Genomic DNA, 21658 nt, shown 5'->3' with positions numbered 1-21658 from the left:
CGGGGCGTTCCCGGGCCGGCCCGTCACGCTTCCGGCCGGCTTCACTCCCGCCCCAGGACCACCGTCCCCGACGAACAGAACCAGCCGCCCGTACCCGAGGCGACCGCCAACTGCGGCAGGCCGCCGCCGGGTTTGCGGACCTGGCGGTCCGGGCCCGCCTCGCCGCGGAGCTGGCGTACCGCCTCGACCAGGAGGAACAGCCCGCGCATCCCCGGGTGGCACGCGGCCAGCCCACCGCCGTCGGTGTTGACCGGCAGTGCGCCACCGCGCAGCAGCCGCCCCTTCTCGACGAACGCACCGCCCTCGCCCTTGGCGCAGAAGCCCAGGTCCTCCAGCGTCACCAGGGTCATGTACGTGAAGGCGTCGTAGATCTCGGCCAGATCGATCTCCTCGGGGCGGACACCGGCCCGCTCGAAGGCGAGGCGGCCGGAGACCGCCGCGGGGGAGACGGTGAAGTCGTCCCATTCGGACAGGGTGGTGTGCGAGACGGCGGTACCCGTGCCGAGCACCCACACCGGGGGGCCTGCGAGGTCGGGGACGTGGTCCTCGGCGACCAGCAGGACCGCGCAGCCGCCGTCGGAGCGGATGCAGCAGTGCAGTTTGGTGAACGGGTCGGCGATCATCGGGCCGGAGAGGACCTCGTCGACGGTGATCGGCTCGCGGTACATCGCGTCCGGGTTGGCCGCCGCATTGGCCCGCGCCTGGACCGCTATCTGGGCCAACTGCTCGATCGTGGTGCCGTATTGGTGCATATGGCGGCGGGCGGCCATGGCGTACTTGGCGATCAGGGTGTGTCCGTAGGGGACCTCGAACTGGAGGGGGCCACGGGCGCCGAAGGAGAGGTTCGCGGTGCGGCGTCCGGCCTTGATGTCGGCGCGGGCGGTGGAGCCGTAGACGAGGAGGACGGCGTCGGTGTGGCCGGCGGCGATCGCCTCCGTGGCGTGGGCGGCCATCACCTCCCAGGTGGCGCCGCCGACCGAGGTCGAGTCCACCCAGGTGGGGCGCAGTCCCAGGTACTCGGCGACTTCGATGGGGGCGAGGGTGCCCAGCCCGGCCGAGGCGAAGCCGTCGACCACCGAGCGGTCCAGCCCGCTGTCCGCGAGCGCCCGGCGGGCCGCCTGGGCGTGCAGGGCGTACGGGGTGGCCTCGTCGACACGGCCGCAGTCGGACAGCGCGACCCCGGCCACGGCGACCCTGCGCTTCCCGGAGGACGGCCGTGAGCCCCCCGGCCTCCCTGGTGTCCTCGACGTCCCTGAAGGTACTGAAGGCATGAATCTGACGGTACATCAGATCACCGCGGGCGGGCAGGGCCAGGGGGAGGCCACCCCTAGGAAAGTGCGCCTGCCGTCCCTACTATGACGCCCCGTCAGATCGGATGCCGGGGGCCCGTCCGGACCGGACGGGCGTCGTCGCACGGCCGGGAGGAGCCCGCCGATGGATGCCGCGTTCACCGAGGAGCAGCAGGAAATCCGCCGGACGCTGCGCGAACTGCTGCACAAACGCTGCGGCCCGGACGAGGTCAAGGCGGCGGTGCGCACCCCTCCGGGCTACGACGAACAGCTGTGGCACCAGCTCGCCGCCCGGCTGGGGCTGCCGGGCCTGGCGCTGCCCACCACCTACGGAGGCGTGGGCTGCGGGCCCACCGAACTCGCCCTGGCCTGCGAGGAGACCGGCCGCGCCGTGCTCCCCTCACCACTGATCGCCACCGCCGCACTGGCCGCCCCGCTGGTCCTCGCGCTGGGCAGTGAGCGGCAGCGGGCCGAGCTGCTGCCGGCCCTCGCCGCCGGTGAGCTGACCGCGACGCTGGTCGTACCGGGCGGGCGGCTGGCCACCGCGCTCGCGCTGACCGGCCCGAACGACGGTGACTGGGCGGGCGGCGGCCGGGCCGGCGGCATCCAGGCCCGGACGGACGGGGCGGGCGGCTGGCGGCTGTACGGGGAGGCCGGGCAGGTACTGAACGGGCACACCGCGCAACTGCTGGTGGTGGCCGCACACACGGGTGGGTTTGCGCACAGCCGCACCCAGCTCTTCCTGGTCCGTGCGCAGGGGCGAGGCGCGGGGGCGCCGGAGGGCCGCCCCGCGCCGTCCGGTCTGCTGCGGGTCCGGCAGACCGCGCTGGACGAGACCCGTCCGCAGGCGCGGCTCGAACTGCGGGACGTACCGGCCGAGTTGCTGGGCGGGGGCGGAGAGGAAGGGGGACGGGAGGGTGACGGGGCGGCGGTCGCGCGGGCGCTGGCCGCGACCGGTGTGGTGGCGGCCGCGGCGCTGGCCGCCGAGTCGGTCGGGGCGGCTGACGCGGCACTGACCCGTACCGTCGCCTACGTCCGGCAGCGCGAGCAGTTCGGCCGGCCCATCGGGTCCTTCCAGGCGGTCCAGCACCGGCTCGCCGACCTGTATGTGGCACTCCAGGCGGCCCGCTCGGCGGCGTACTACGCGGCGTGGTCGGCCGGACGCGGACCGTCCGGGGTGGCCGGACCCGGGGTCGGGGCGCTGGCGCTCGCCCAGGCGCTGGAGGCGCTGCGGGCGGTGTCGGCCGAGGCGGTGCAGCTGCACGGCGGTATCGGCTTCACCTGGGAGCACGAGGCGCATCTGTACTTCAAGCGCGCGGCCTGCGACGAGCTGCTGCTGGGCCCGGTGCACCGGCTGCGGGCGCGGGCCGCGGAGGAGGCGGGGCTGTTCGCGGCCGGAGCGGGCGGCGCCGACAGCGCTCACGGCGCCCCGCCTTCCGCGCCCGGCCGCGCGGACACGGCCGGTACCCGAGAGGCGGTCGATGCGTGATGCCACCAGGTGAGCGGCTGCTCCAGAAGGTCTCCGCGACCCGCACCTTCGCCCGGGTCGCCCCACACGTCATCCCCGCCCTGGACCGTGCGGTGCACCGGCTGACCCGCGGAAAGGTCCTGCTCAGCGCCCGGATGCTGCCCGGGGTCATCCTGACCGCGACCGGTGCGCGGAGCGGGCAGCCGCGCCGTACGCCGCTGGCCTGCCTGCCGGAGGAGGACGGCAGCTGGCTGCTGGTCGGCAGCAACTTCGGGCGGCCGGGGCACCCGGCATGGACCGTGAATCTGCTCAAGAACCCGGAGGCGGAGGTGAGTTGGCGGGGCCGGGACATACCCGTACGGGCCCGGCTGCTGACGGGCGAGGAGCGGGACCGGGCCTGGCGGGCGGCGCTGGCGTTCTGGCCGCCGTACGCGGCGTACCAGGCGCGGGTGGAGCGGGAGATCCGGCTGTTCCGGCTGGAGCGCCGCCGGCCGGGCCCCGCACGCCGGAGTGGCGGCGCGGGCGCCCCGGATGTCCCGTAGGGGTTCGACGGGGCTTCACGCACACGCAGCGGGTGCCCGGCGTGCCCCTGGGGGGAACGGCTGGGCACCCGCTGCGTGTGGTGTGCATCTATGGCAGGACGGACACAGGACTGACGGCGAACCGGCCGGGGAACACCCGGACTTGGAGGCGCGGCTGTTGCTGGGCCGCTTCCTCGGGTGCCGGCACGGCTACGTGGCTACTCGCTGGTTTCCTCAGGCAATGGGCCTCATTTCGTGGGCTTCTTGCCGGTGACGCCGAAGTGCACCAGCAGCGCCAGATTCGGCTTGAGCTCGGCCTGCTTGACGCCCCAGCTCTGGAAGCCCTTCTGGTGCCCGGCAACCGCCGCCAGCATCGCGACGATCGAGCCGGCCATGGCTGCCGCGCTCACGTCCTTGTCGACCTTGTTCTTGCTCTGGAGCTCCTGGATGGACTCCGTGAGCGAGTTGGTGACGGCGTTGAGGATCTTCATGCGGATCTTGTAGAACCGCTTGTCGCCCTCGGCCGCACCCAGGTCGACGACGCGCAGAATCGCGTCGTTCTTGCGCCAGAAGGAGAGGAAGCCTTCGACCAGCTCCTCCGCCGCCTGCCAGCCGGACTTGCCCACCCAGGAGCGTCCGGCGACAAGATCGGTCAGAGTGGCGCCTTCTTTGGCCATCTCCTCGGCGATTTCGAGGACCGCGCCCTCGACGTCCGGGAAGTACTGATAGAACGTAGCGGGTGAAGTCCCCGCTTTTCGGGCCACATCGATGACCTTGACGTCCCGATAGGGGGACGAACTGAGCATTTCACTGAGGCAGTCGAGAAGCTTTTGCCGCGTCGCCTGTCCGCGGCGGCCGGCAACTCTGCCGTCGACGGTTCGAACTTGTCCTGTCATGCCGTCAGCTTACCGAGGGGTGATCGGAGCGCGATTTGGCTGCCTGCAAATGGGGACGGGGGAGTTCAGGGTGCGTGACCCCGGTCGGTGTGCTGATGACGGCCCTTTTGTTGCCGGTGGATCGCGGCGCCCGGCTTGGTCCGAACCGGTGAATGGTCTTATCAACAGGCTGTGGACAACTTCGGTGGACAATCGGTCACTGCCTGTGCACGAAATGCACAGCGGAAGGTGTCAGTTGGGCGCCGCGGCCGGTCATCGCCCCTGTATTCCCGGCCGCGCGGAGCTCACCGGAATCGGCGCCGCGTTCGAATGCTCTGCGCGCGGACCGTACGAACCGGCGCTAGCCTGGACATATGGCTACCGAGGCAGCCTCCGTTGAGGCCTGCCCGGACACCGAATGCCGCGCCCCGCTGGGCGCGAGGGCCCCGAAGTGACTTTCGGCAATACAGAATTGGCTCATGGGGCAGAAGGGGTCGGCAGCGGGCGCGGCCGGCCGGCCGTCAAAGGGCAGGGGTGAGTGTCCGCATATCGGGCGGTGTTGCGCCCCCGAGGAGTGGCAACTCGCCGGTAACCCCTTCGGCAACCACCCGTCGGCGGACGTATCGGAGCACGTCAGGCGGGGTTGGGTTACGTCGGGTAACGGACCCGGTGCGGGGCACGGGGGGCATGCCATGACACGGCGGACGGGCCCCGGGTTCGCAACCGTCGGCTCGGCCAGGAAGAATCAGCACGCGTACGGCCGTTTCGACAGTCCTCGCCGCAGGCGGGGAGACGCTGCACGGGGCAGTGGCTCTCGGCGGTTCGTGGCTATTGAGAGTCTCTTTTTTACGCCCCACGGGGAGGTGGCAGGCAAGTGGTGGAGCAGCTGAAGCAGCTGACGCAGCACGATCCCCGGCGGATCGGGCCGTTCGAGGTGCTCGGCCGTCTCGGGGCCGGCGGCATGGGACTGGTCTATCTGGCGCGCTCGGCGTCCGGCCGGCGCGTGGCGATCAAGACGGTGCGCACCGAGCTCGCCGAGGACCAGCTGTTCCGGGTCCGCTTCACACGCGAGGTCGAGGCGGCCCGCGCGGTCAGCGGCTTCTACACCGCAGCCGTGGTCGACGCCGACCCGCGCGCCGCGGTGCCGTGGCTGGCGACGGCGTACGTCCCCGCGCCCTCCCTGGAGGAAATAGTCAATGAGTGCGGACCGCTGCCGGCCCAGGCGGTGCGCTGGCTGGCGGCCGGGATCGCCGAGGCATTGCAGTCCATCCACGGCGCGGGTCTGGTCCACCGCGACCTGAAGCCGTCGAACGTGCTGGTCGTCGAGGACGGCCCCCGGGTGATCGACTTCGGTATCGCCTCCGGGGTGTCCAACACCCGGCTGACGATGACCAACGTGGCCGTCGGCACCCCCGCCTATATGTCGCCCGAGCAGGCCCGGGACTCACGCAGTGTGACGGGCGCGAGCGATGTCTTCTCCCTCGGCTCGACGCTGGTCTTCGCCGCCACCGGCCATGCGCCGTTCCATGGCGCCAACCCCGTCGAGACGGTCTTCATGCTGCTGCGCGAGGGCCCCGACCTGACCGGGCTGCCGGACGAGCTGCGTCCGCTGATGGAGTCCTGTATGCAGATGGAGGCCGGCCACCGGCCGTCCCCCGCCGATCTCCAGTCCCAGCTCGCACCGCACCTCTTCGGCTCCGGCAGCGACGACAGCGGAACCGCCTCGGCCTGGCTGCCGCCCGGCGCGGTGGGGCTCATCGAGAGCCGGCGGGGCGGCCGCTCCGCGGTACCCAAGGACAACGGCCAGCGGGCCGGCTCAGGGCGCAGCTCCGGCCGCCCGGCGCCCGCCGCGCCGCCGGCCCCGCCCGCCGCGCCCCCGATGCCCGCGCCCCAGCCCGTACCGGCGCCGCCGCGGCCGGAGAGCGCCCCCGCGGGCGCCGTCGCCGAGTCCGGCTGGCCCGGCCAGCTCGGCGCCGGTCCCGGCGCGCACCGCGGCGGCGACCCGCGCGGCGCCAACCCCGGCCCGATGCCGCAGCCCGCGGCGCTCGGCCCGGACGTCTCGACGGCCCGGGTGACCCCGGTGTCCGCGGCGCCGCCCGCCGTAGCGCCGTCCCAGGCCGCGGCGCTGCCCGCCGAGGGCGCCGCCGGTCCGGTACGCCTCGGTGGTTCGCCCGCCCCGATAGGGCCGGGGCCGCGCGCCGAGGCCCGGGAGCCGCAGCCGCGCGGGCAGGCCGGTGCCGCGACGAACTGGGTACGGCCGCCCGGCGGCGCACCCGCGGCCGCTGTGCCGCACCAGGGCCCGGCGGCCGACGGCGCAGGAGAACGGCCCGCCGCCCCGCCCGAGGCGCCGCCCGCCGAACCGGGCCGCTGGCGCCCCTGGCGGTTCCGGATGTCGAATGACGTCTGGGGCACCCCGGTCGTCGCCGACGATCTGCTCTACGTCACCTCCTTCGAGGTGCATGCGCTCGATGTGGCCAGCGGACGGCGCAAGTTCAAGACCCGCGATGTCGCCTGGGCGATGGCGGTCGCGGACGGCCGCATCCACGCCTCGGACGGTCCGAGCCTGTACGCGCTGGACGCCGAGGACGGTACGGAGCGCTGGCGGCTGAACACCGAGGGCTGGGTCTACGCCCTCAAGGTCGACCGCGGGACGGTCGTCACCAGCACCCGCGGTGGCGGCGTCCAGGCGTGGGAGGCCGCCAACGGCGAGCTGCTGTGGGAGACCGCCGGCGCCCAGACCGACTTCGAGACCGCCGAGGCCGGGCCCGTGGTGCACGAGGGCACGGTGTTCGTCTGGGCCGATGCCCGGCTGAAGGCGCTGGAGGCGCGTACGGGCGCGGAGCGCTGGTCGTACCCGGTCGGCGATGCGGCGGCCTGCGGCGGGGTGCCGATGCGGCTGCTGCCCGCGCCGGACGGCGTGGTCTATGTGGTGGCCGGCACCCGCGTGCTGGCGATCGACATCGCGCGCGGCGATGTCCGCTGGCACTTCGAGGCGCCCGCGGTGTTCCTCGGCCCGCCGGCCTTCGCCCCGGGCCCGGCGGTCACCGGTGGCGGCGTCTATCTGGCGGACTACCTCGGCACGGTCTACGCCCTGGACGCGGCGGACGGCCGGGACCGCTGGCGGATCGCCACCGAGGCCCGGCAGTCCACCGAACCGGTCCTGGTCGCGCACGGTGCGGTCCACCTCGGCAGCGGTAAGGCGCTCTACACCCTGGACGCGGTGACCGGCACCCCGCGCTGGCGCTTCCAGGCGGGCGCGGAGGTCGTCGGCGCCCCGGTCGTCGCGGAGGGCCGGGTGCACTTCGGTTCGGCCGACCACTGCCTCTACACGCTCGACGCGATGGGCGGTCAGCTGCGCTGGAAGCTGGCGACCGGCGGTGAGATCACCGGCTCGCCGGTGGCGGTCGGCGGGGTCGTCTACGCGTGCAGCAAGGACCGCTGTGTGTACGCACTGGACGCGGCCAAGGGGACGGGGCAGGCGCGCCGGGCCTGAGGGATGTACGTGCGCCGGGGCCGACGGAACGCTCGGGCCCGGATGCCGCTACTCCCGTTCCTCCGGGGGCTGTTGGGCCTCCGGAGGCTGTGGGGTCTGCTGCGTGGGCTGATCCGGCTTCGGCCGCTGAGGCTGTTGCTGCTGGGGCTGTTGTGGTGACTGGGGCTGCGGCGGCGAGGGCGGCCGCGCCTGGCGGTGCTCCCTGCCCCACTCCACCGGCGGGGTGGGCGGCTGCCGGCGGGAGGTCATCGTCGGCGGGGGCTCCGGGGGCTGTTGCTGCGGCTGGGGTTGTGGCTGCGGGGGTTGTTGCTGTGTGGGCCGCTGTTCCGGCTGCCGTTGCGCCTGTGGTGGCCATTGTTGCTGCTGGGTCGGCGGGGGTGGCGGGGGCGGAGTGACCGGCAGCGGAGCGGTGGGGGTGTCCTGCCGTTCCCCGTAGGGGCTGCGGGCGCGCGTCGTGGGCGGTCCGGCGGTCCCGGGCTCGTACGGTTCCGGGTCCCACTCCTCGGCTCCGGGCCGGCCCGCGTCCCAGGGTTCGGGCGTCGCGGGCGGGTAGGCGGCGGGCGGGTAGGCGGCCGGCGGGTAGGGCCCGCGCTCGTCGTAGCGTTCGTCGTGTGCGTAGCGCCCGTAGAGGCCGTCGTCGTACTGCCGCTCGTCGTAATGGCGGTCGTCGTAGCCCCGCTCGTATCCGGGCCCGTACGCCCGGCGGCCGCGGCCGCGCATGATCAGGGCGCCGAGCAGCAGCAACGCACCGCCGCCCAGGGCGTTGGCGACGCCCACACCCAGGCCGCGGGCGCCGGCCGTCAGCTCGCTCGCGGCCTGCCCCTGGCGGACCATCCACAGGATGGTGAAGCCGAGGACGACCAGACCGGCGACGGTGATCAGCGCCCGGGAGCCCAGGGCGACACCGATCAGGGTCAGCAGCGCGGCGAAAGCCATCGGCAGGAGAACGGAGCCGAAGAGCGCGGCCGCGCTGGGGGTGATGCCGTTGAAGAGGTCCTCGATCCGGACGTCGCTGCCGTGACGGCCGTCGTACCAGGGACGGAAGGGGCTCCAGACGGCGGCCGTCGCTCCGATGAGGGCGATCAGCGACCCGATGACGTTGCGCACCACGGGCGTCGCCTCGCTTCGGGTCGGGTCCTCGTCCTCCGGGAACGACGCTACGCCTGCCCCTTTGTACCCGCGAGACAAGTACGTCCACATGCGCTCCCGGGGGCTGTCCGCGCCGTCACCGGCTCTTGCTAGGGTGCCGTGCACGCGTCAACCGCAGGGGCGGGGCGCAGAGGTATCCACGGGGGATGGGCAGTCGAATGAAGCAGCGCACAGGTACGGGCACGGGCGGCCGCGGCGGCGCCCGTAGGGGTATCAGGGTGGCGGTAGCGGCCGGACTGGCGCTGGCCACCGTCACCACGGTCAGCGGCTGTGTCCTGAGCCGCCCCCGGGTCGTGGTGCCGCCCAGCTTCAGCCCGACCCCCACATCGAGCTCGACCGGCTACGACCCGTACGGTCCGTCCCCGTCGTACGAGCCCACCTACTCGCCGTCGCCGACCCAGGAGACCTACGACCCGGACGGGCGCTCCGACGTCACCGGCCGCAACTGCGACTTCTCCAACTCGCTGCGCCAGTTCACGTACACGGTCTCCATCACCAACCCGTCGACGACCGACTCCTTCTCCTACGACATGGCCGTCAACTGGATGAAGGCCAAGCCGGCCGACGGCAAGGCGTACGGGCTGCATGAGCGCTCGATCATCGTGGGCCCGGGCGACACCGAGACCTACACCGCCAAGTACACCGTGAACCAGTCCTCCATCGGGCAGTTCTGGTACACCTGCCAGATCACCCGGGCGCACAAGACCCGGATGTAGCGGCAGGGGGTCAGCCGCCGCCGTCGCGCTTGCGGGCCGCGAACAGCTCCGCCTGCCGCCGGGGCGGCAGGTTGCCCAGCGCGATCAGCTGCGGGGCGTGCGCCAGCGCCTGCGCCCTGGCGGCCTCCTTGGCGGCCCAGAGGGCGCGTACGGTGCCCTGCACCGCCTCGGTCGGCTGGGCGGCGACCGAGGCGGCGCGGCGCAGTGCGACCTCGGCCGCGGCGCCCGGCGCGGTCAGCTCGGAGACCAGTCCGATCTCGTAGGCGCGGGGTGCGCCCAGCCGCTCCGCGGTGCCCATCAGCGACAGCCGGGCGATCTCCCCCAGGGGCATCCGCTGCGCCATGTAGATGGACTCGTACGCGCTGACCATCCCGTAGGTGGTGTGCGGGTCGAAGAACGTGGAGTTCTCGGAGGCGATAATGAACTCGGCCTCGCCCAGGAGGTAGAAGGCGCCGCCGCAGGCCATTCCGTCGACGGCGGCGAGGACCGGTTTCCACAGGTCGTTGGCCTTCGGGCCGATGGAGAGCAGCGGGTCGTCGACGGAGTACGGCGAGGACGGCTGGGGGACGTCGACCGAGCGGTCGATGCCGGTGCAGAAGGCCCGGCCGCCGGCTCCGGTGACCACCGCGGCCCGCACGGCGTCGTCGAAGCGGAACGCGCGCCAGGCGGCGGCGAGTTCGGCGGCGGTGCCGAGGTCGATCGCATTGTGCCGCGCGGGCCGGTCGAGGGTGACCAGCGCGACCCCGTCCTCGATCTCCGTGCGGACCGTCATGGCCGCTCCAGGACCCAGCGGGGTACGGTCACGCCCCCTGGCAGGCGGTGGAAGACGGCCTTCACCGGTGCGCCGATGCGCAGCCGGGCCGGGTCGACGGAGTTGAGGGGCGCGTCCGCGCCGGCGACGAGATTGCCGACGAGACGGATGCGGGGGGCTTCGGCCAGCTCCACGACGACGGCGTTGTAGCCGGGCCGTGCGGCGTAGGCGGGCAGCAGCGGCGGATGCGGGACGACGTAGGACCAGATGCGGCCGCGGCCGCTCATCTTCTGCCAGCGGGCTGTGAAGGACTGGCAGTGCGGGCAGCAGGGCCGGGGCGGGAAGCGCAGCGCGTCGCAGTCGGCGCAGGCCTGGACGCGCAGTTCGCCGGTGGCGGCGTACTCCCAGAAGGGTGCGCCGTCCTCGTCCGGGACGGGCGGCAGCAGGTCGTTGTCAGTGGTCGCCCCCACCATGGGGGACAGGGACTCACGAAGGGACTCATGCGCGCTCATGACGGATCAACTCCTCAGCAGCAGGGCCGAGGTCGGGACGCCCTCGCCCGCCGTGACCAGGCAGGTGGCGGCGTCCGGGACCTGCGCGGTGCTGGTGCCGCGCAGCTGCTTGACGCCCTCGGTGATCAGGTTGAAACCGTGCACATACGCCTCGGACAGGCCGCCGCCACCGGTGTTGAGGGGGAGCCGGCCGCCGGTCTCCAGGGCGCCGCCCTCGGTGAAGGCCGCGCCCTCGCCGCGCCCGCAGAAGCCGTAGCCCTCCAGCGAGAGGGGGATCAGGGGGGTGAACGCGTCATAGATCTGTGCCACGTCGACGTCCTGCGGTCCGAGGTCGGCGCCCTTCCACAGGTGGCGGGCGGCGGTCCAGGCGGGGCCGGTCAGCGGGTCGTCGTTCCAGTAGTTGACCATGCCGTGGTGCTGGGCGGGCAGGCCCTGGGCGGCGGCGTGGACGTAGACCGGCCGGTGCCGGCAGTCGCGGGCGCGGGCGGCGGAGACCACGACGCAGGCCAGTGCGCCGTCGGTCTCCAGGCAGTTGTCGAAGAGGCAGAGCGGCTCGCTGATCCAGCGCGCGGTCATGTACATCTCGCGGGTCAGCGGACGGTCGTACATGATCGCGGCCGGGTTCTGGTTGGCGCGGTTGCGGCAGGCCAGTGCGACGTTGAAGAGATGGTCGCGGGTGGCGCCGTACTCGTGCATATAGCGGCGGGCCAGCATGCCGATCTCGTCGGCCGGGCGCAGCAGTCCGAACGGGCGGGTCCACTGCCCCGGGGTCGGCAGCTGGACCTGGGTGTTCTTCCAGGGGCGCGGTCCCGAGCCGCGTTTGCGGGACCGCCAGGCGACGCCGACGCTCGCCTGGCCGGTGGCGACGGCGGCGGCCAGATGGGCCACCGTCGCACACGAACCCCCGCCGCCGTAGCCGACCTTGGAGAAGTGGGTGACGTCCCCGGCGCCGATGGCCTTGGCTATCTCGACCTCGTCGGTCTCCTCCATGGTGTAGGAGGCGAAGGCGTCGACCTCGGAGGGGGCGATCCCGGCGTCGTCCAGCGCCGCCACGATCGCCCGGCAGGCCAGGGTCTTCTCGGATTCCGGGAGGCGTTTGGCGAACGGGGTCTGTCCGATGCCGGCTATCGCCGTAGCGTCCTTGAGGGTCGCCCCCATCGCCACCTCCGTGGTCGGTCACCAGTGCTGACAGCCGAGGAGGGTACCGCTAATCTGACGGACAGTCAGCTAGTGGTTCACCGGCTCTTCGGCGGGAGGCAGTTGCGATGCGCGAGGACGAGGACCCGCGGGCGGACCTGGAGTACGGCACCATCCCCCGGCTGGTGCGTGCGGCAGCCCGGCGCCACGGCACCCGCGAGGCCGTCGTCGAGGGCCGCACCCGCCTTACGTACGCCGGCCTGGGCGAGCGGGTGGAGCGGGCGGCGGCCGCCTGTATCGCCTCCGGCGTCGAGCCCGGCGACCGGGTCGCCGTATGGGCGCCCAACACCCTCGACTGGATCGTCTCCGCCCTCGGAGCGGTCACCGCCGGCGCCGTCCTCGTCCCCGTCAACACCCGCTTCAAGGGCACCGAGGCCGCCGACGTCCTGCGCCGCACCCGCACCCGGCTGCTCTTCGTCACCGGTACCTTCCTCGGCACCTCCTACGTCGCCTCGCTGCGCCGCGCACGGCCCGGACTCCCGCATCTGGAGCAGGTGGTGGTGCTGTCGGACAGTGCGCTCGAGGGGTACCGGACCTGGAAGGACTTCCTCGCGGACGGCGAGGGGATCACGGCGGACGAGGTGCGCCGGCGCGCCGACGCGGTGCAGCCCACCGACCCGTCCGACATCATCTTCACCTCGGGCACGACCGGCCGCCCCAAGGGCGCGGTCCTCACCCACGCCCAGACCCTGCGCTGCTACGACCTATGGAGCGAACTGGCGGGGCTGCGCGAGGGCGACCGCTATCTGATCGTGAACCCGTTCTTCCACACGTTCGGCTACAAGGCGGGCCTGATCGCCTGCCTGCTGCGGGGCGCGGTGATGGTGCCGCAGCCGGTGTCCGGCGTGGACACCGTGCTGGCGAACCTCACCGCCGAACGGATCTCGGTACTGCCGGGCCCGCCGACCCTGCACCAGTCCCTCCTCGACCATCCGGCCCGCGCCGCCCACGACTTGAGCGCCCTGCGCCTGGTGGTGACCGGGGCGGCGGTGGTGCCGCTCCAGCTCGTCGAGCGGCTGCGCACCGAACTGGGCGTGGGGACGGTCCTGACGGCGTACGGACTCACCGAGGCCGGCGGCCTGGTCACGATGTGCCGCCGCGGCGACGCCCCGGACACCATCGCCTCGACCTCGGGCCGCCCCATACCGGACACCGAGGTGCGGGTGCTGGGCGAGCCCGGCGAGCCCGGTGAGGTGCTGGTGCGCGGTCACCATGTGATGCGCGGCTACTTCGAGGACCCGGAGGCGACGGCACAGGCGGTGGACGCCGAGGGCTGGCTGCACACCGGCGACGTCGGCGTCCTCGACCCGGACGGCAACCTCCGGATCACCGACCGCATCAAGGACATGTTCATCGTCGGCGGCTTCAACGCCTACCCCGCCGAGATAGAGCAACTCCTCGGCCGCCACCCGGACATCGCCGAGGTCGCCGTCATCGGTATACCCGACGCCCGCCTCGGCGAGGTCGGCAAGGCCTATGCGGTCCGGCGCGCCGGCTCCTCGCTCACCGCCGACGATCTGATCGCCTGGTCCCGCCGCGAGATGGCCAACTACAAGGTCCCGCGGGAGGTCACCTTCGTCCCCGCCCTGCCACGCAACGCCGGCGGCAAGGTCCTCAAGGCGCGACTGCGGACCACAGCCCCGGGACCCGCTCCCGCGTGATCCGCCCGCCCGGGGCCACGGAGAGCGGGGAGACAGCCCCTACGGCCCCGGGGGCGTCCAGTCCGGCCGGCGCCCCGCGAGCGCCACCACCTTGTCGAGGAGCGGGGCGTCCTGAGGCACCGGGACCACGGTGCCGAACAGGGGGCTGCTCGCCCCGCCCTCCGCCCACGAGTTGAGCAGCGCGTACGAGACGTTGAGGCTGTCCGCGTCGGGCGCGTACTCCTGGCCCGTGGCCCGTGCCAGGTCCCAGCCGTGCAGCACCAGCTCATTGAGCGCGACCAAGCCTGCGACGGAGCCCGGCAGCGGCATCCCGCCCGCCTCGGTCTCGCCCTCCCACGCCTGCGGGTCACGCCAGGCCTCCACCATCCCCGCGAGGTTCCGGTCCAGCTCGTCCCGCCAGCCGGGCTGCACATCGGGCCGGAACGCATCGGGCGAGGCGTTGGTCATCGGCCCGAGCTTCTTGCGCGCCACGTCCTGGAAGGCGGCGCTCAGCCCGACGAGATGGCCCAGGAGGTGGCGTACCGCGTACTCCTCGCACGGGGTCGGCGCATCGAGCTGGTCGTCGGCCGTACGCGCGGCGAGCCGCGACACCAGCCGGGTCTGCGCCGTGAAGTCGATCATCTCGGTCATCGTCCGGGTCCTTTCCGTCGTACGGGGCGTGCCGGGCCGCCGCCGTGCCGTCCCAGTGAAGACTCCGCCCGCCCCCGGAACTCATCGCCACACCGCAGCCGCCCCGCGCACCACCCGGCTACCGAGCCGCCGGCCCATACCGCTCCCGCAGCGCCTCCTTCAGCACCTTGTTCAGCGGCCCCCCGCGCGGCAGCTCCTCGACGGTCTCCAGCTGCTCGGGCAGCTTCTGCGTCATCAGCCCGGCCGCCCGCAGATGCGCGGTCAGCGCGCCGAGCGTGAGCGGCGGGGCGGCCGGATCGGCCGTGGTGACCACCGCGCAGACCCGCTCGCCGCGCTCCCGGTCCGGCAGCCCGATCACCGCCGCCTCCGCCACCGCCGGATGCGTCCGGATCAGCTCCTCGACCTCCTGCGCGGAGATGTTCTCGCCCTTGCGGATGATGATGTCCTTGAGGCGCCCGGTCAGCACCAGATGCCCGTCGGGCCGCAGATACCCCAGGTCACCGGTGTGGAACCAGCCCTCGGCGTCGAACGCCCCGGCGGTCAGCGCCGGGTCGGTGTACCGGCGGAAGAGCATCGGCCCCTTGACCGTCACCTCACCGCTCTGCCCGGCCGCGGCCTCGCCCCCGTCCGCCCGCACGATGCGTATCTCCGCCCCCGCCACCGGCCGCCCCACCGTCCGCGCCAGCTGCTCATCACGGTCGTACGGCGTCCCCATCGCGATCATCGGGCACTCGGTCATCCCGTATCCGTGCACGATCGCGCACCCCAGCTCCCGCCCGGCCGCCGTGTACAGCTCCGGTGGCAGCGGGGCCCCGCCGCCGGACAGCAGCCGCAGCGACGGAATCAGCCGCCCGGCGCCCGGCCGCTCCCGCCGGTAGCGCCGCGACGCGTCATGGAACGCCTGGTAGAAGGCGGTACTGCCACCGGCCATGGTGACGCCCCTGCGCCGGTAGACGGCCGCCGCCCGGTCCGGCTCGAAGCTGTCCAGGAGGACGGCGGGAAATCCACTGACCAGCATGGCGATGAGATAGTCCGGGCCGGCGATATGGGCATAAGGAAAGGCGACCGACCCGATGTCGTCCGCGGACATCCCCAGCGCGGTGGCCAGCCCGGTCCCGCCGGCGATGAGGGAGCCGTCCGTGTGCTCCACGCCCTTGGGGGAAGCGGTCGTCCCCGACGTGTAGTAGATCCAGGTCGTGTCCCCGCCTCCGGGCGGCGCCTCAGGGACCCCCGCCGGGTCCGCGGCCGGCAGCCCCTCCGCCACCGACACCACCCGCACCCCGTCCCCGGCCACCTTCCGCACCATCGCGGTGTGGTCGAACCCCCGCCACTCGCCCGGCACGAGCACGTACTCCGCGCCCGACTCCGCCAGGATGAAGGCGACTTCACGCTCCCGATGCTGCGGGATGACGGGTATCTGTACGGCGCCGAGCCGGGCCAGCGCCAGCGAGGCGATCACCGTCCCGATCCGCGTCGGCAACTGCCAGGCCACCCGGCTCCCGGCCCCGATCCCCAGCTCCCGGAACCCCGCCGCCACCCGCAGCGCCTCGTCCCGGACGCCGTCGAAGGTGACGCTCCCCCCGTCCCCCTCGAAGAACATCACCGCCCCTTGCGAGGCCCGCGCCCGGTACTCGACCAGTCCCCAGAGCGTCTGTACACGAGCGGCTTCGAACATGGCGCGCCTCCTGACCGCGAACAGGACGGAACGTGGCCGTCCCGGCGGGCGGGCCGGGGCGGAATGGCGCGACTGTAGCGCGGATCTGACGTAACGTCAGGTACCGGCGACTGCCCGATGAACAGCGACGGCAGCGGGACCACAGGACGTACCGGACGTACCTGGTCTCGCTGCCGACGTGCTGCGCGAAGGACGCAAAGGCGCCCGGGGGCCGGGGCTCAGGGAGTGTGGTTGTCCAACGGCGTCATCGGCATGTGGTTGTCCAGCGCTATCAGCGGCGTGTGGTGGTCCCGGACCGCTACGGAAGCGGACGGGGCGGGCCTGTGGCTGTCGGCCACGGCGGGCAGCGCGGTGGCGCCGAGTGCGATCAGCGCAATACCGGTGACGGCAAGGCTCTTTGTTGTGCGGGTCATTCCAACTCCTCGTGGCTGAAAGGGGCTGCTGTTCCCGAGACAAGCTAGCGGCGATGACGGGCAGATGTTCGATCATCAGGAAAAAGAAGCAAATATCGCCAATTTTTCGGGTAGGAAGCGCCGCAGGGACCGGCTTCGATGGCATCCCCTCCATGCCACCGAAACCGGCCCCTGCGATCCCCCGAATACGTCCCCCCGTTGGTTCCACGGGCCTGTGCCCGGGCTTGTAGCAGGACTGGCGTCAGTCCTTCTGAGATGTGCCGTCCCCCGGGCCGGGCTGGTGGTTGTCGTCGGTCTTGGGTGTGGCGATGGGCTGGTGGTTGTCCATCGGTCCGACGACGTCCCGGTCTCCCGCCGGCTTCACCGGCGACGTGACACCGGCCCCGATGATGGGCTGGTGGTTGTCCAGGGGCCTGATGATGGGCTGGTGGTTGTCCAGAGGCCTGACGATGTCCCGGTCCGCCGGCTCCTTCACCTGCGCTGCGACCCCGGCTCCGACGATGGGCTGATGGTTGTCCAGGGGTCGGATGACGTCCCGGTCCCCCGTGGCTGGGGCCTTGTTGTCGGCGTTCACTTGGATCAACTCCTGTGTGGGCGCTTACTGCTTGGTCGGCCGCCCGGCGGCTCCCCCGTGGGCCGCCGGACGGTCGTAGCACGGCCGCTCACGATAACTGTGCGGCCTGGGCACCGAGCCGCTTGCCCCCCGAGGCGGCGGTTCGATACCGACAAGAGTGGCCCGCGGCGATGAACGATCGATAAACGTGGGAGTTGACCGGTGAGCGGACGCGCTTATGCGACCGGGGCGGGCGAGAGAAGTGCCTGGACAACGTTGCTCTCGGAGGATCCCAGGCGCTCGAACGTCGCCAGCGCCTCCTGCCAGCACACCCGCGCGCGGCCGGTCTGCCCGAGTTCATGAAGGGCGCGCCCCAGCGTGGTCAGAACCGTCGCACGCCAGGAGTCGCCGCCGATGCCCCGCAGCGCGGTCAGCGCTTGCTCGGCATGGTTCGCGGCGGTCGCCGGGCGGCGGGCGGTGAGCTCGACCTCGGCGAGCCGGAAGTTGGTCATGCCCTCCCAGAAGCGCTGCCGGCTGTCCTTGAAAATGGCCAGCGCCGCGGTCAGTTGCGCGGTCGCCTCGTCCAGCCGCATGGCCTGGGTGTACGCGAGAGCCAGGGCGTACATGCCGTTGGCGAGCCGGCGCCTGGCGCCCAGCTGCCGGTATATGGCGAGGCCCTCTTCCGCCAGTTCGATGGCGCTGTCCACCCGCCCGGTGTCCAGGTGGACGCGGGAGAGATTGCACAGCGCGCTGGCCTCGGACTGCCGGTTCTTGTCGTCGCGGAAGGCGGTCAGGGCCTGGCGGAGGTAGCCCTCGGCATCCGCGTGCCGGTGCTGGGCGTTGGCGATGATGCCGCGGTCGTTGGGTGCGGACGACACCACATAGGGATCCTCGGAGGCGAGTCCGAGCAGCATGGCGGACTTGGCGTTCTCATCGGCCTGGTCCAGTCGTCCCGACAGCGTCCGGACGTAGGTGAGGGCGAGGTGGAAACGTGCTTCCGCGTGCTGGTCGCCGGACTCCCGGGCAGCGGACAGTAACGCGACGTTCGCCTGCTCGTACTGGAGCGCGTCGGCACCGGACTCGGCAAGATCCTTGGTGAGCAGCAATAGATCGGCGGCCCGCCGCAGGGTCGCCGGGCTGCCGGACTGCCGTGCACAGGCGAGAAGGCACGCGGCCTCGTTGAACAGCCACTCCAAGGCCGTCGCGCGGTCGGCGAAGGTGAGGCCGGGGTAGCTGGTGCTCTCCAGGTGGTCGATCAAACGGTCACCAGGACGCTCGAGCGCGTACATACCCGCGGCCGTTGCCAGATAGAAGTCCAGCAGCCGCGACATCGCCGTATCCCGCTCCGACGGCGGGTGTTCGTCACGCTCGGCGCACGCACGCGCGTAGAGTCGCACCAGATCGTGGTAGCGGTAGCGCCCCGGGGCCGCGGACTCCAGGAGAGAGGTGTCCACGAGGGATTCGAGGAGCTCCTCGGTGTCATCGATGTCCATGTCGAGCACGGCGGCGGCCGCGGCGAGTGAGATGTCCGGACCGTCCGCCAGACCCAGCAGTCTGAAGGCACGGGCCTGCGTGGGCTCCAGCTGCTTGTAGCCCAGTTCGAAGGTGGCCTTCACGGCGAGGTCGCCGGCCCGCAGTTCGTCCAGGCGGCGGCGCTCGTCGGCGAGTTTGCGGGCCAGGATGGAGACCGTCCAGGTACGGCGTGCGGCCAGCCGGGAGGCGGCGATGCGGATGGCCAGCGGCAGGAAGCCGCAGGCCCCGACGACGGCCATGGCGGCCTGCCGCTCCGAAGTGACACGCTCCTCGCCGACGATGCGGGTGAAGAGCGCAAGGGCCTCTTCCGGGCTCATCACATCCAGGTCGATGAGGTGCGCCCCGGCCAGGTCGATCATGCGGGCACGACTGGTGATCAGGGCCGCGCAGCCCTCCGTGCCGGGCAGCAGGGGCCGGATCTGGGAGGCGTCCCGGGCGTTGTCCAGGAGCGCCAGCACCCGCCGGCCGGCGAGGGTGGAGCGGTAGAGGGCGGAGCGCTCCTCCAGGCCATCGGGGATGGAGGCATCGGGCGTGCCCAGGGCGCGCAGAAAGGCACCGAGGACGGCCACCGGCTCGGTGGGGTTGTCCCCGGCACCCTGGAGGTCGACATAGAGCTGCCCGTCGGGGAAGTGGTCGCGGGCGGCGTGTGCGACATGGACGGCGAGGGTGGTCTTTCCGACGCCGCCGATGCCGGTCAGGGCCGAGACGGCCATCACGCTGCCCTCGGCGGTGGCGAGTTGATCGCCGAGCTCGGAGACGAAGGCGGCGCGGCCCGTGAAGTCGGCGACGGTGGCCGGGAGTTGATGGGGCCGCACGATGGCGCGGCCGGCTGCGTCCGGGCCGTCGGTGACGGCGGGCGGCGCGTCCAGGTCGGTGTCGGCGCGCAGGATGCGCTGCTGGAGGTCGGAGAGCGAGGCGCGGGGATCGACGCCCAGTTCGTCGTCGAGCAATTTGCGGGTGTCGGCGTAGACCGCCAGGGCCTCTGCCTGCCGTCCGCTGCGGTAGAGCGCCAGCATCAGCAGTTCGCGCAGCCGTTCGCGCAGGGGGTGGGCGGCGGTGAGGGCGGTCAGTTCGGAGACGGCCTCGGCGTGGCTGCCGAGTTCCAGATCGAGTTCGAGAAGGGTCTCCATCAGGGACAGCCGCCACTCGTTGAGGCGGGTGCGCTGGTATTCGGCGTACGGGCCAGGGACGCCGGCCAGCGGTTCGCCGTCCCACAGGTCCAGCGCACGGTCGAGGAGCTCGCGGGCGCGGCTGAGGTCGCCGGCGGTCCTGGCCTTCTCGGCCTCGGCGGCGTACTGCTCGGCGTGGTCGTGGTCGAGGTCGAGCGGCTGGTTGTCGGTCGAGCGGATCGCGTACCCACCGGACTCGCTGACCAGTGCATTGGCGTCCGACCCGAGCGCCTTGCGCAACCGGGAGGCGTAGGTACGCACTGCGGCCAGCGCGGCATGCGGCGGCTCGTCACCCCACAGGGCGTCCACGAGCTCGGCCGCGGTGGCGTTGCGGCCGCCGCGCAGCAGCAGGGCGGCGAGCAGCGCGCGTTGCTGCGGAGAGCCCGTTGCCAGCACCGTTTCGCCGCGCCAGGCCCGTACGGGACCGAGCACGGTGAAGCGGAGCCGCTCCTGCCCCTGCCCCGTAGCGTTGTCCATCATGTCCCCCTGCCCTGTGCCAGTTGACCGCACTGTATGCGCCCTCTCGCTGTGTGCAACGGTCAGTCTGCCTTGTCACGGCCGCTTCCGTCAGTAGGGGTCCGGACCGTGCACAAAGCCTCCCCGCCTGATGACGGGCAGGGGCGGGTGCGGCGCACAGAGGGGGCGCGGAGTGGCGAGTTACGTGCGCCCCCTCCTGTCCAGTCGACTCTCCCGCTTTACTGACGGATCGTCAGATCGGCGCTACGGTAACGAGCATGGAGACCTTCCCCAAGATCATTTCGGTGGACGACCACACGGTGGAGCCCCCCAGCGTCTGGCGGGACCGGCTCCCGTCGAAGTACCACGACATCGGCCCGCGCATCGTCCGCGCCCCCCTGAAGGAGATGACCTTCGTGGGGGGCAAATTCGCCCCGAAGATGGGCACATCAGCTGACGACGGGCCGATAGCCGACTGGTGGGTCTATGAGGACCTGCGCCGGCCGCTGACCCGCCTGGACACCGCCGTCGGCTGCTCCCGCGACGAGATCAGGCTCGAAGGCATCACCTACGAACAGATGCGCCCCGGCTCCTTCAGCGTGCCCGACCGGCTGGCCGACATGGACGTCAACCACGTCCAGTCCGCCCTCTGTTTCCCCACCTTCCCCCGCTTCTGCGGCCAGACCTTCACCGAGGCCAAGGACCGCGAACTGGGCCTCCTCGGCGTACGCGCCTACAACGACTGGATGGTCGAGGAGTGGTGCGGCCCCCAGGCGCAGGGCCGGCTGATCCCCCTCACCCTCATCCCTCTCTGGGACGCCGAACTCGCCGCCGCGGAAGTACGGCGCAACGCCGCCCGCGGCGTACGGGCGGTCTGCTTCAGCGAGATCCCGCCCCACCTGGGCCTGCCCAGCGTCCACACCGACTACTGGGACCCCTTCCTGCGCGCCTGCGACGAGACCGGCACGGTCATCGCCATGCACATCGGCTCCTCGTCGAAGATGCCGTCCACCTCCGCCGACGCCCCGCCCGCCGTCGGCTCCACCCTCACCTTCGCCAACTGCTGCTTCTCGATGACCGACTGGCTGATGAGCGGCACGTTCGACCGCTTCCCCCGCCTGAAGATCATGTACGCCGAGGGCCAGATCGGCTGGATCCCGTACATCCTGGAGCGCGCGGACATCGTCTGGGAGGAGAACCGCGCCTGGGGCGGCGTCGCCGACAAGGTGCACCGCCCCCCGTCCGAACTCTTCACCGAGCACGTCTACGGCTGCTTCTTCGACGACGCCTTCGGCCTGAAGAACCTCGACGCCATCGGCGTCGGCAACGTCCTGTACGAAACGGACTATCCGCACTCCGATTCCACCTGGCCCAGGTCGCGGCAGGTCGCCGAGTCCCAGATGGGGCACCTGGCCGACGACGTGGTGGAACGCCTCGTCCGCGGCAATGCGATCGAGCTGCTGGGGCTCACGGAGGACGGGCTCTGGGTGCCGTAGCCCGCCGGACGACGGGGTGATCCCCTCCCGCCCGCGTCGCACCGCCGCCCTTGCCTGATGGTGCGTCAGGTAAGACCATGTCCCGGCTGAGCTACCTGACA

The 21658-nt window shown here is 72.2% G+C and carries 17 protein-coding genes; 6 read left to right on the top strand and 11 right to left on the bottom strand.

Annotated features, from left to right (window positions below; translation table 11 throughout):
- Positions 1–41 precede the first annotated feature (41 nt).
- Positions 42–1271, bottom strand: a complete 1230-nt coding sequence (locus ACZ55A_RS13650; RefSeq protein ID WP_468838728.1) for a thiolase C-terminal domain-containing protein — start codon at positions 1269–1271, stop codon at positions 42–44.
- 163 nt (positions 1272–1434) lie between these two features.
- Here ACZ55A_RS13650 and ACZ55A_RS13645 point away from each other — a divergent pair, with 163 nt between their 5' ends.
- Complete coding sequence (locus ACZ55A_RS13645) at positions 1435–2778, top strand: acyl-CoA dehydrogenase family protein (protein ID WP_468838726.1); 1344 nt, start codon at positions 1435–1437, stop codon at positions 2776–2778.
- Positions 2778–3299 (top strand): nitroreductase family deazaflavin-dependent oxidoreductase, encoded by a 522-nt coding sequence (locus tag ACZ55A_RS13640; protein WP_468839148.1) that lies wholly within the window; start codon positions 2778–2780, stop codon positions 3297–3299. The genes ACZ55A_RS13645 and ACZ55A_RS13640 overlap by 1 nt, the downstream gene beginning before the upstream one ends.
- Before the next feature lie 227 nt (positions 3300–3526).
- Here ACZ55A_RS13640 and ACZ55A_RS13635 read toward each other — a convergent pair whose 3' ends face one another.
- On the bottom strand, positions 3527–4174 hold the full coding sequence (locus tag ACZ55A_RS13635) for a TetR family transcriptional regulator (protein ID WP_468838723.1): 648 nt from the start codon (positions 4172–4174) through the stop codon (positions 3527–3529).
- 853 nt (positions 4175–5027) lie between these two features.
- On the opposite strand from ACZ55A_RS13635, the gene afsK reads away from it, so the two are divergent.
- Positions 5028–7646 carry a protein serine/threonine kinase AfsK gene (gene afsK / locus ACZ55A_RS13630; RefSeq protein ID WP_468838721.1) on the top strand — a complete coding sequence of 873 codons (2619 nt, stop codon included), beginning with the start codon at positions 5028–5030 and terminating at the stop codon, positions 7644–7646.
- Positions 7647–7694: 48 nt separating this feature from the next.
- Here the strand turns inward: afsK and ACZ55A_RS13625 are convergent, their stop codons facing one another.
- Positions 7695–8756, bottom strand: coding sequence for a hypothetical protein (locus ACZ55A_RS13625; RefSeq protein WP_468838718.1), 1062 nt, complete (start codon positions 8754–8756; stop codon positions 7695–7697).
- Between the two features lie 197 nt (positions 8757–8953).
- Between ACZ55A_RS13625 and ACZ55A_RS13620 the strand changes: the two genes are divergently transcribed.
- Positions 8954–9511: a hypothetical protein gene (locus tag ACZ55A_RS13620; protein ID WP_468838715.1), complete on the top strand. Its 558-nt coding sequence runs from the start codon at positions 8954–8956 to the stop codon at positions 9509–9511.
- Between the two features lie 10 nt (positions 9512–9521).
- Here ACZ55A_RS13620 and ACZ55A_RS13615 read toward each other — a convergent pair whose 3' ends face one another.
- From ACZ55A_RS13615 to ACZ55A_RS13605, 3 genes are read right to left on the bottom strand one after another with little or no spacing between them, the layout of a single operon-like run.
- On the bottom strand, positions 9522–10283 hold the full coding sequence (locus tag ACZ55A_RS13615; RefSeq protein ID WP_468838713.1) for an enoyl-CoA hydratase/isomerase family protein: 762 nt from the start codon (positions 10281–10283) through the stop codon (positions 9522–9524).
- A complete protein-coding gene (locus ACZ55A_RS13610; protein WP_468839145.1) occupies positions 10280–10735 on the bottom strand; it encodes a Zn-ribbon domain-containing OB-fold protein in 456 nt (151 codons plus the stop codon). Before ACZ55A_RS13610 ends, ACZ55A_RS13615 begins: the two co-directional genes overlap by 4 nt.
- 45 nt (positions 10736–10780) lie before the next feature.
- Positions 10781–11932 (bottom strand): lipid-transfer protein, encoded by a 1152-nt coding sequence (locus ACZ55A_RS13605; RefSeq protein WP_468838710.1) that lies wholly within the window; start codon positions 11930–11932, stop codon positions 10781–10783.
- A 107-nt stretch (positions 11933–12039) separates the two neighbouring features.
- On the opposite strand from ACZ55A_RS13605, the gene ACZ55A_RS13600 reads away from it, so the two are divergent.
- A complete protein-coding gene (locus ACZ55A_RS13600) occupies positions 12040–13632 on the top strand; it encodes a FadD3 family acyl-CoA ligase (protein WP_468838708.1) in 1593 nt (530 codons plus the stop codon).
- 39 nt (positions 13633–13671) lie between these two features.
- On the opposite strand, the gene ACZ55A_RS13595 is transcribed toward ACZ55A_RS13600, so the two are convergent.
- The 5 genes from ACZ55A_RS13595 to afsR all read right to left on the bottom strand — a co-directional run bounded on the left by ACZ55A_RS13595 (position 13672) and on the right by afsR (position 20082).
- On the bottom strand, positions 13672–14262 hold the full coding sequence (locus ACZ55A_RS13595) for a TIGR03086 family metal-binding protein (RefSeq protein WP_468838705.1): 591 nt from the start codon (positions 14260–14262) through the stop codon (positions 13672–13674).
- A gap of 118 nt (positions 14263–14380) precedes the next feature.
- Positions 14381–15937 carry a class I adenylate-forming enzyme family protein gene (locus ACZ55A_RS13590; protein WP_468838702.1) on the bottom strand — a complete coding sequence of 519 codons (1557 nt, stop codon included), beginning with the start codon at positions 15935–15937 and terminating at the stop codon, positions 14381–14383.
- 218 nt (positions 15938–16155) lie between these two features.
- On the bottom strand, positions 16156–16350 hold the full coding sequence (locus ACZ55A_RS13585; protein ID WP_468838700.1) for a hypothetical protein: 195 nt from the start codon (positions 16348–16350) through the stop codon (positions 16156–16158).
- Positions 16351–16591: 241 nt separating this feature from the next.
- A complete protein-coding gene (locus tag ACZ55A_RS13580) occupies positions 16592–16924 on the bottom strand; it encodes a hypothetical protein (protein ID WP_468838697.1) in 333 nt (110 codons plus the stop codon).
- Between the two features lie 215 nt (positions 16925–17139).
- Positions 17140–20082, bottom strand: coding sequence for an SARP-family global regulator AfsR (afsR, locus tag ACZ55A_RS13575; RefSeq protein WP_468839142.1), 2943 nt, complete (start codon positions 20080–20082; stop codon positions 17140–17142).
- 257 nt (positions 20083–20339) lie between these two features.
- Here afsR and ACZ55A_RS13570 point away from each other — a divergent pair, with 257 nt between their 5' ends.
- Positions 20340–21557 carry an amidohydrolase family protein gene (locus ACZ55A_RS13570; RefSeq protein ID WP_468838694.1) on the top strand — a complete coding sequence of 406 codons (1218 nt, stop codon included), beginning with the start codon at positions 20340–20342 and terminating at the stop codon, positions 21555–21557.
- Positions 21558–21658 lie beyond the last annotated feature (101 nt).

This window comes from Streptomyces sp. NPDC034111 (assembly GCF_055575375.1).
This window is presented reverse-complemented; position numbering and strand designations above follow the sequence as displayed.

Excerpts from the sequence above, each read along its gene's own strand:
- ACZ55A_RS13590 (WP_468838702.1), bottom strand. The coding sequence starts at position 15,937 with ATGTTCGAAGCCGCTCGTGTACAGACGCTCTGGGGACTGGTCGAGTAC.
- ACZ55A_RS13620 (WP_468838715.1), top strand. The coding sequence starts at position 8,954 with ATGAAGCAGCGCACAGGTACGGGCACGGGCGGCCGCGGCGGCGCCCGT.
- afsR (WP_468839142.1), bottom strand. The coding sequence starts at position 20,082 with ATGGACAACGCTACGGGGCAGGGGCAGGAGCGGCTCCGCTTCACCGTG.
- ACZ55A_RS13600 (WP_468838708.1), top strand. The coding sequence starts at position 12,040 with ATGCGCGAGGACGAGGACCCGCGGGCGGACCTGGAGTACGGCACCATC.
- ACZ55A_RS13640 (WP_468839148.1), top strand. The coding sequence starts at position 2,778 with ATGCCACCAGGTGAGCGGCTGCTCCAGAAGGTCTCCGCGACCCGCACC.
- ACZ55A_RS13615 (WP_468838713.1), bottom strand. The coding sequence starts at position 10,283 with ATGACGGTCCGCACGGAGATCGAGGACGGGGTCGCGCTGGTCACCCTC.
- ACZ55A_RS13585 (WP_468838700.1), bottom strand. The coding sequence starts at position 16,350 with ATGACCCGCACAACAAAGAGCCTTGCCGTCACCGGTATTGCGCTGATC.
- ACZ55A_RS13635 (WP_468838723.1), bottom strand. The coding sequence starts at position 4,174 with ATGACAGGACAAGTTCGAACCGTCGACGGCAGAGTTGCCGGCCGCCGC.
- ACZ55A_RS13570 (WP_468838694.1), top strand. The coding sequence starts at position 20,340 with ATGGAGACCTTCCCCAAGATCATTTCGGTGGACGACCACACGGTGGAG.
- ACZ55A_RS13650 (WP_468838728.1), bottom strand. The coding sequence starts at position 1,271 with ATGCCTTCAGTACCTTCAGGGACGTCGAGGACACCAGGGAGGCCGGGG.
- ACZ55A_RS13645 (WP_468838726.1), top strand. The coding sequence starts at position 1,435 with ATGGATGCCGCGTTCACCGAGGAGCAGCAGGAAATCCGCCGGACGCTG.
- ACZ55A_RS13610 (WP_468839145.1), bottom strand. The coding sequence starts at position 10,735 with ATGGTGGGGGCGACCACTGACAACGACCTGCTGCCGCCCGTCCCGGAC.
- ACZ55A_RS13595 (WP_468838705.1), bottom strand. The coding sequence starts at position 14,262 with ATGACCGAGATGATCGACTTCACGGCGCAGACCCGGCTGGTGTCGCGG.
- ACZ55A_RS13605 (WP_468838710.1), bottom strand. The coding sequence starts at position 11,932 with ATGGGGGCGACCCTCAAGGACGCTACGGCGATAGCCGGCATCGGACAG.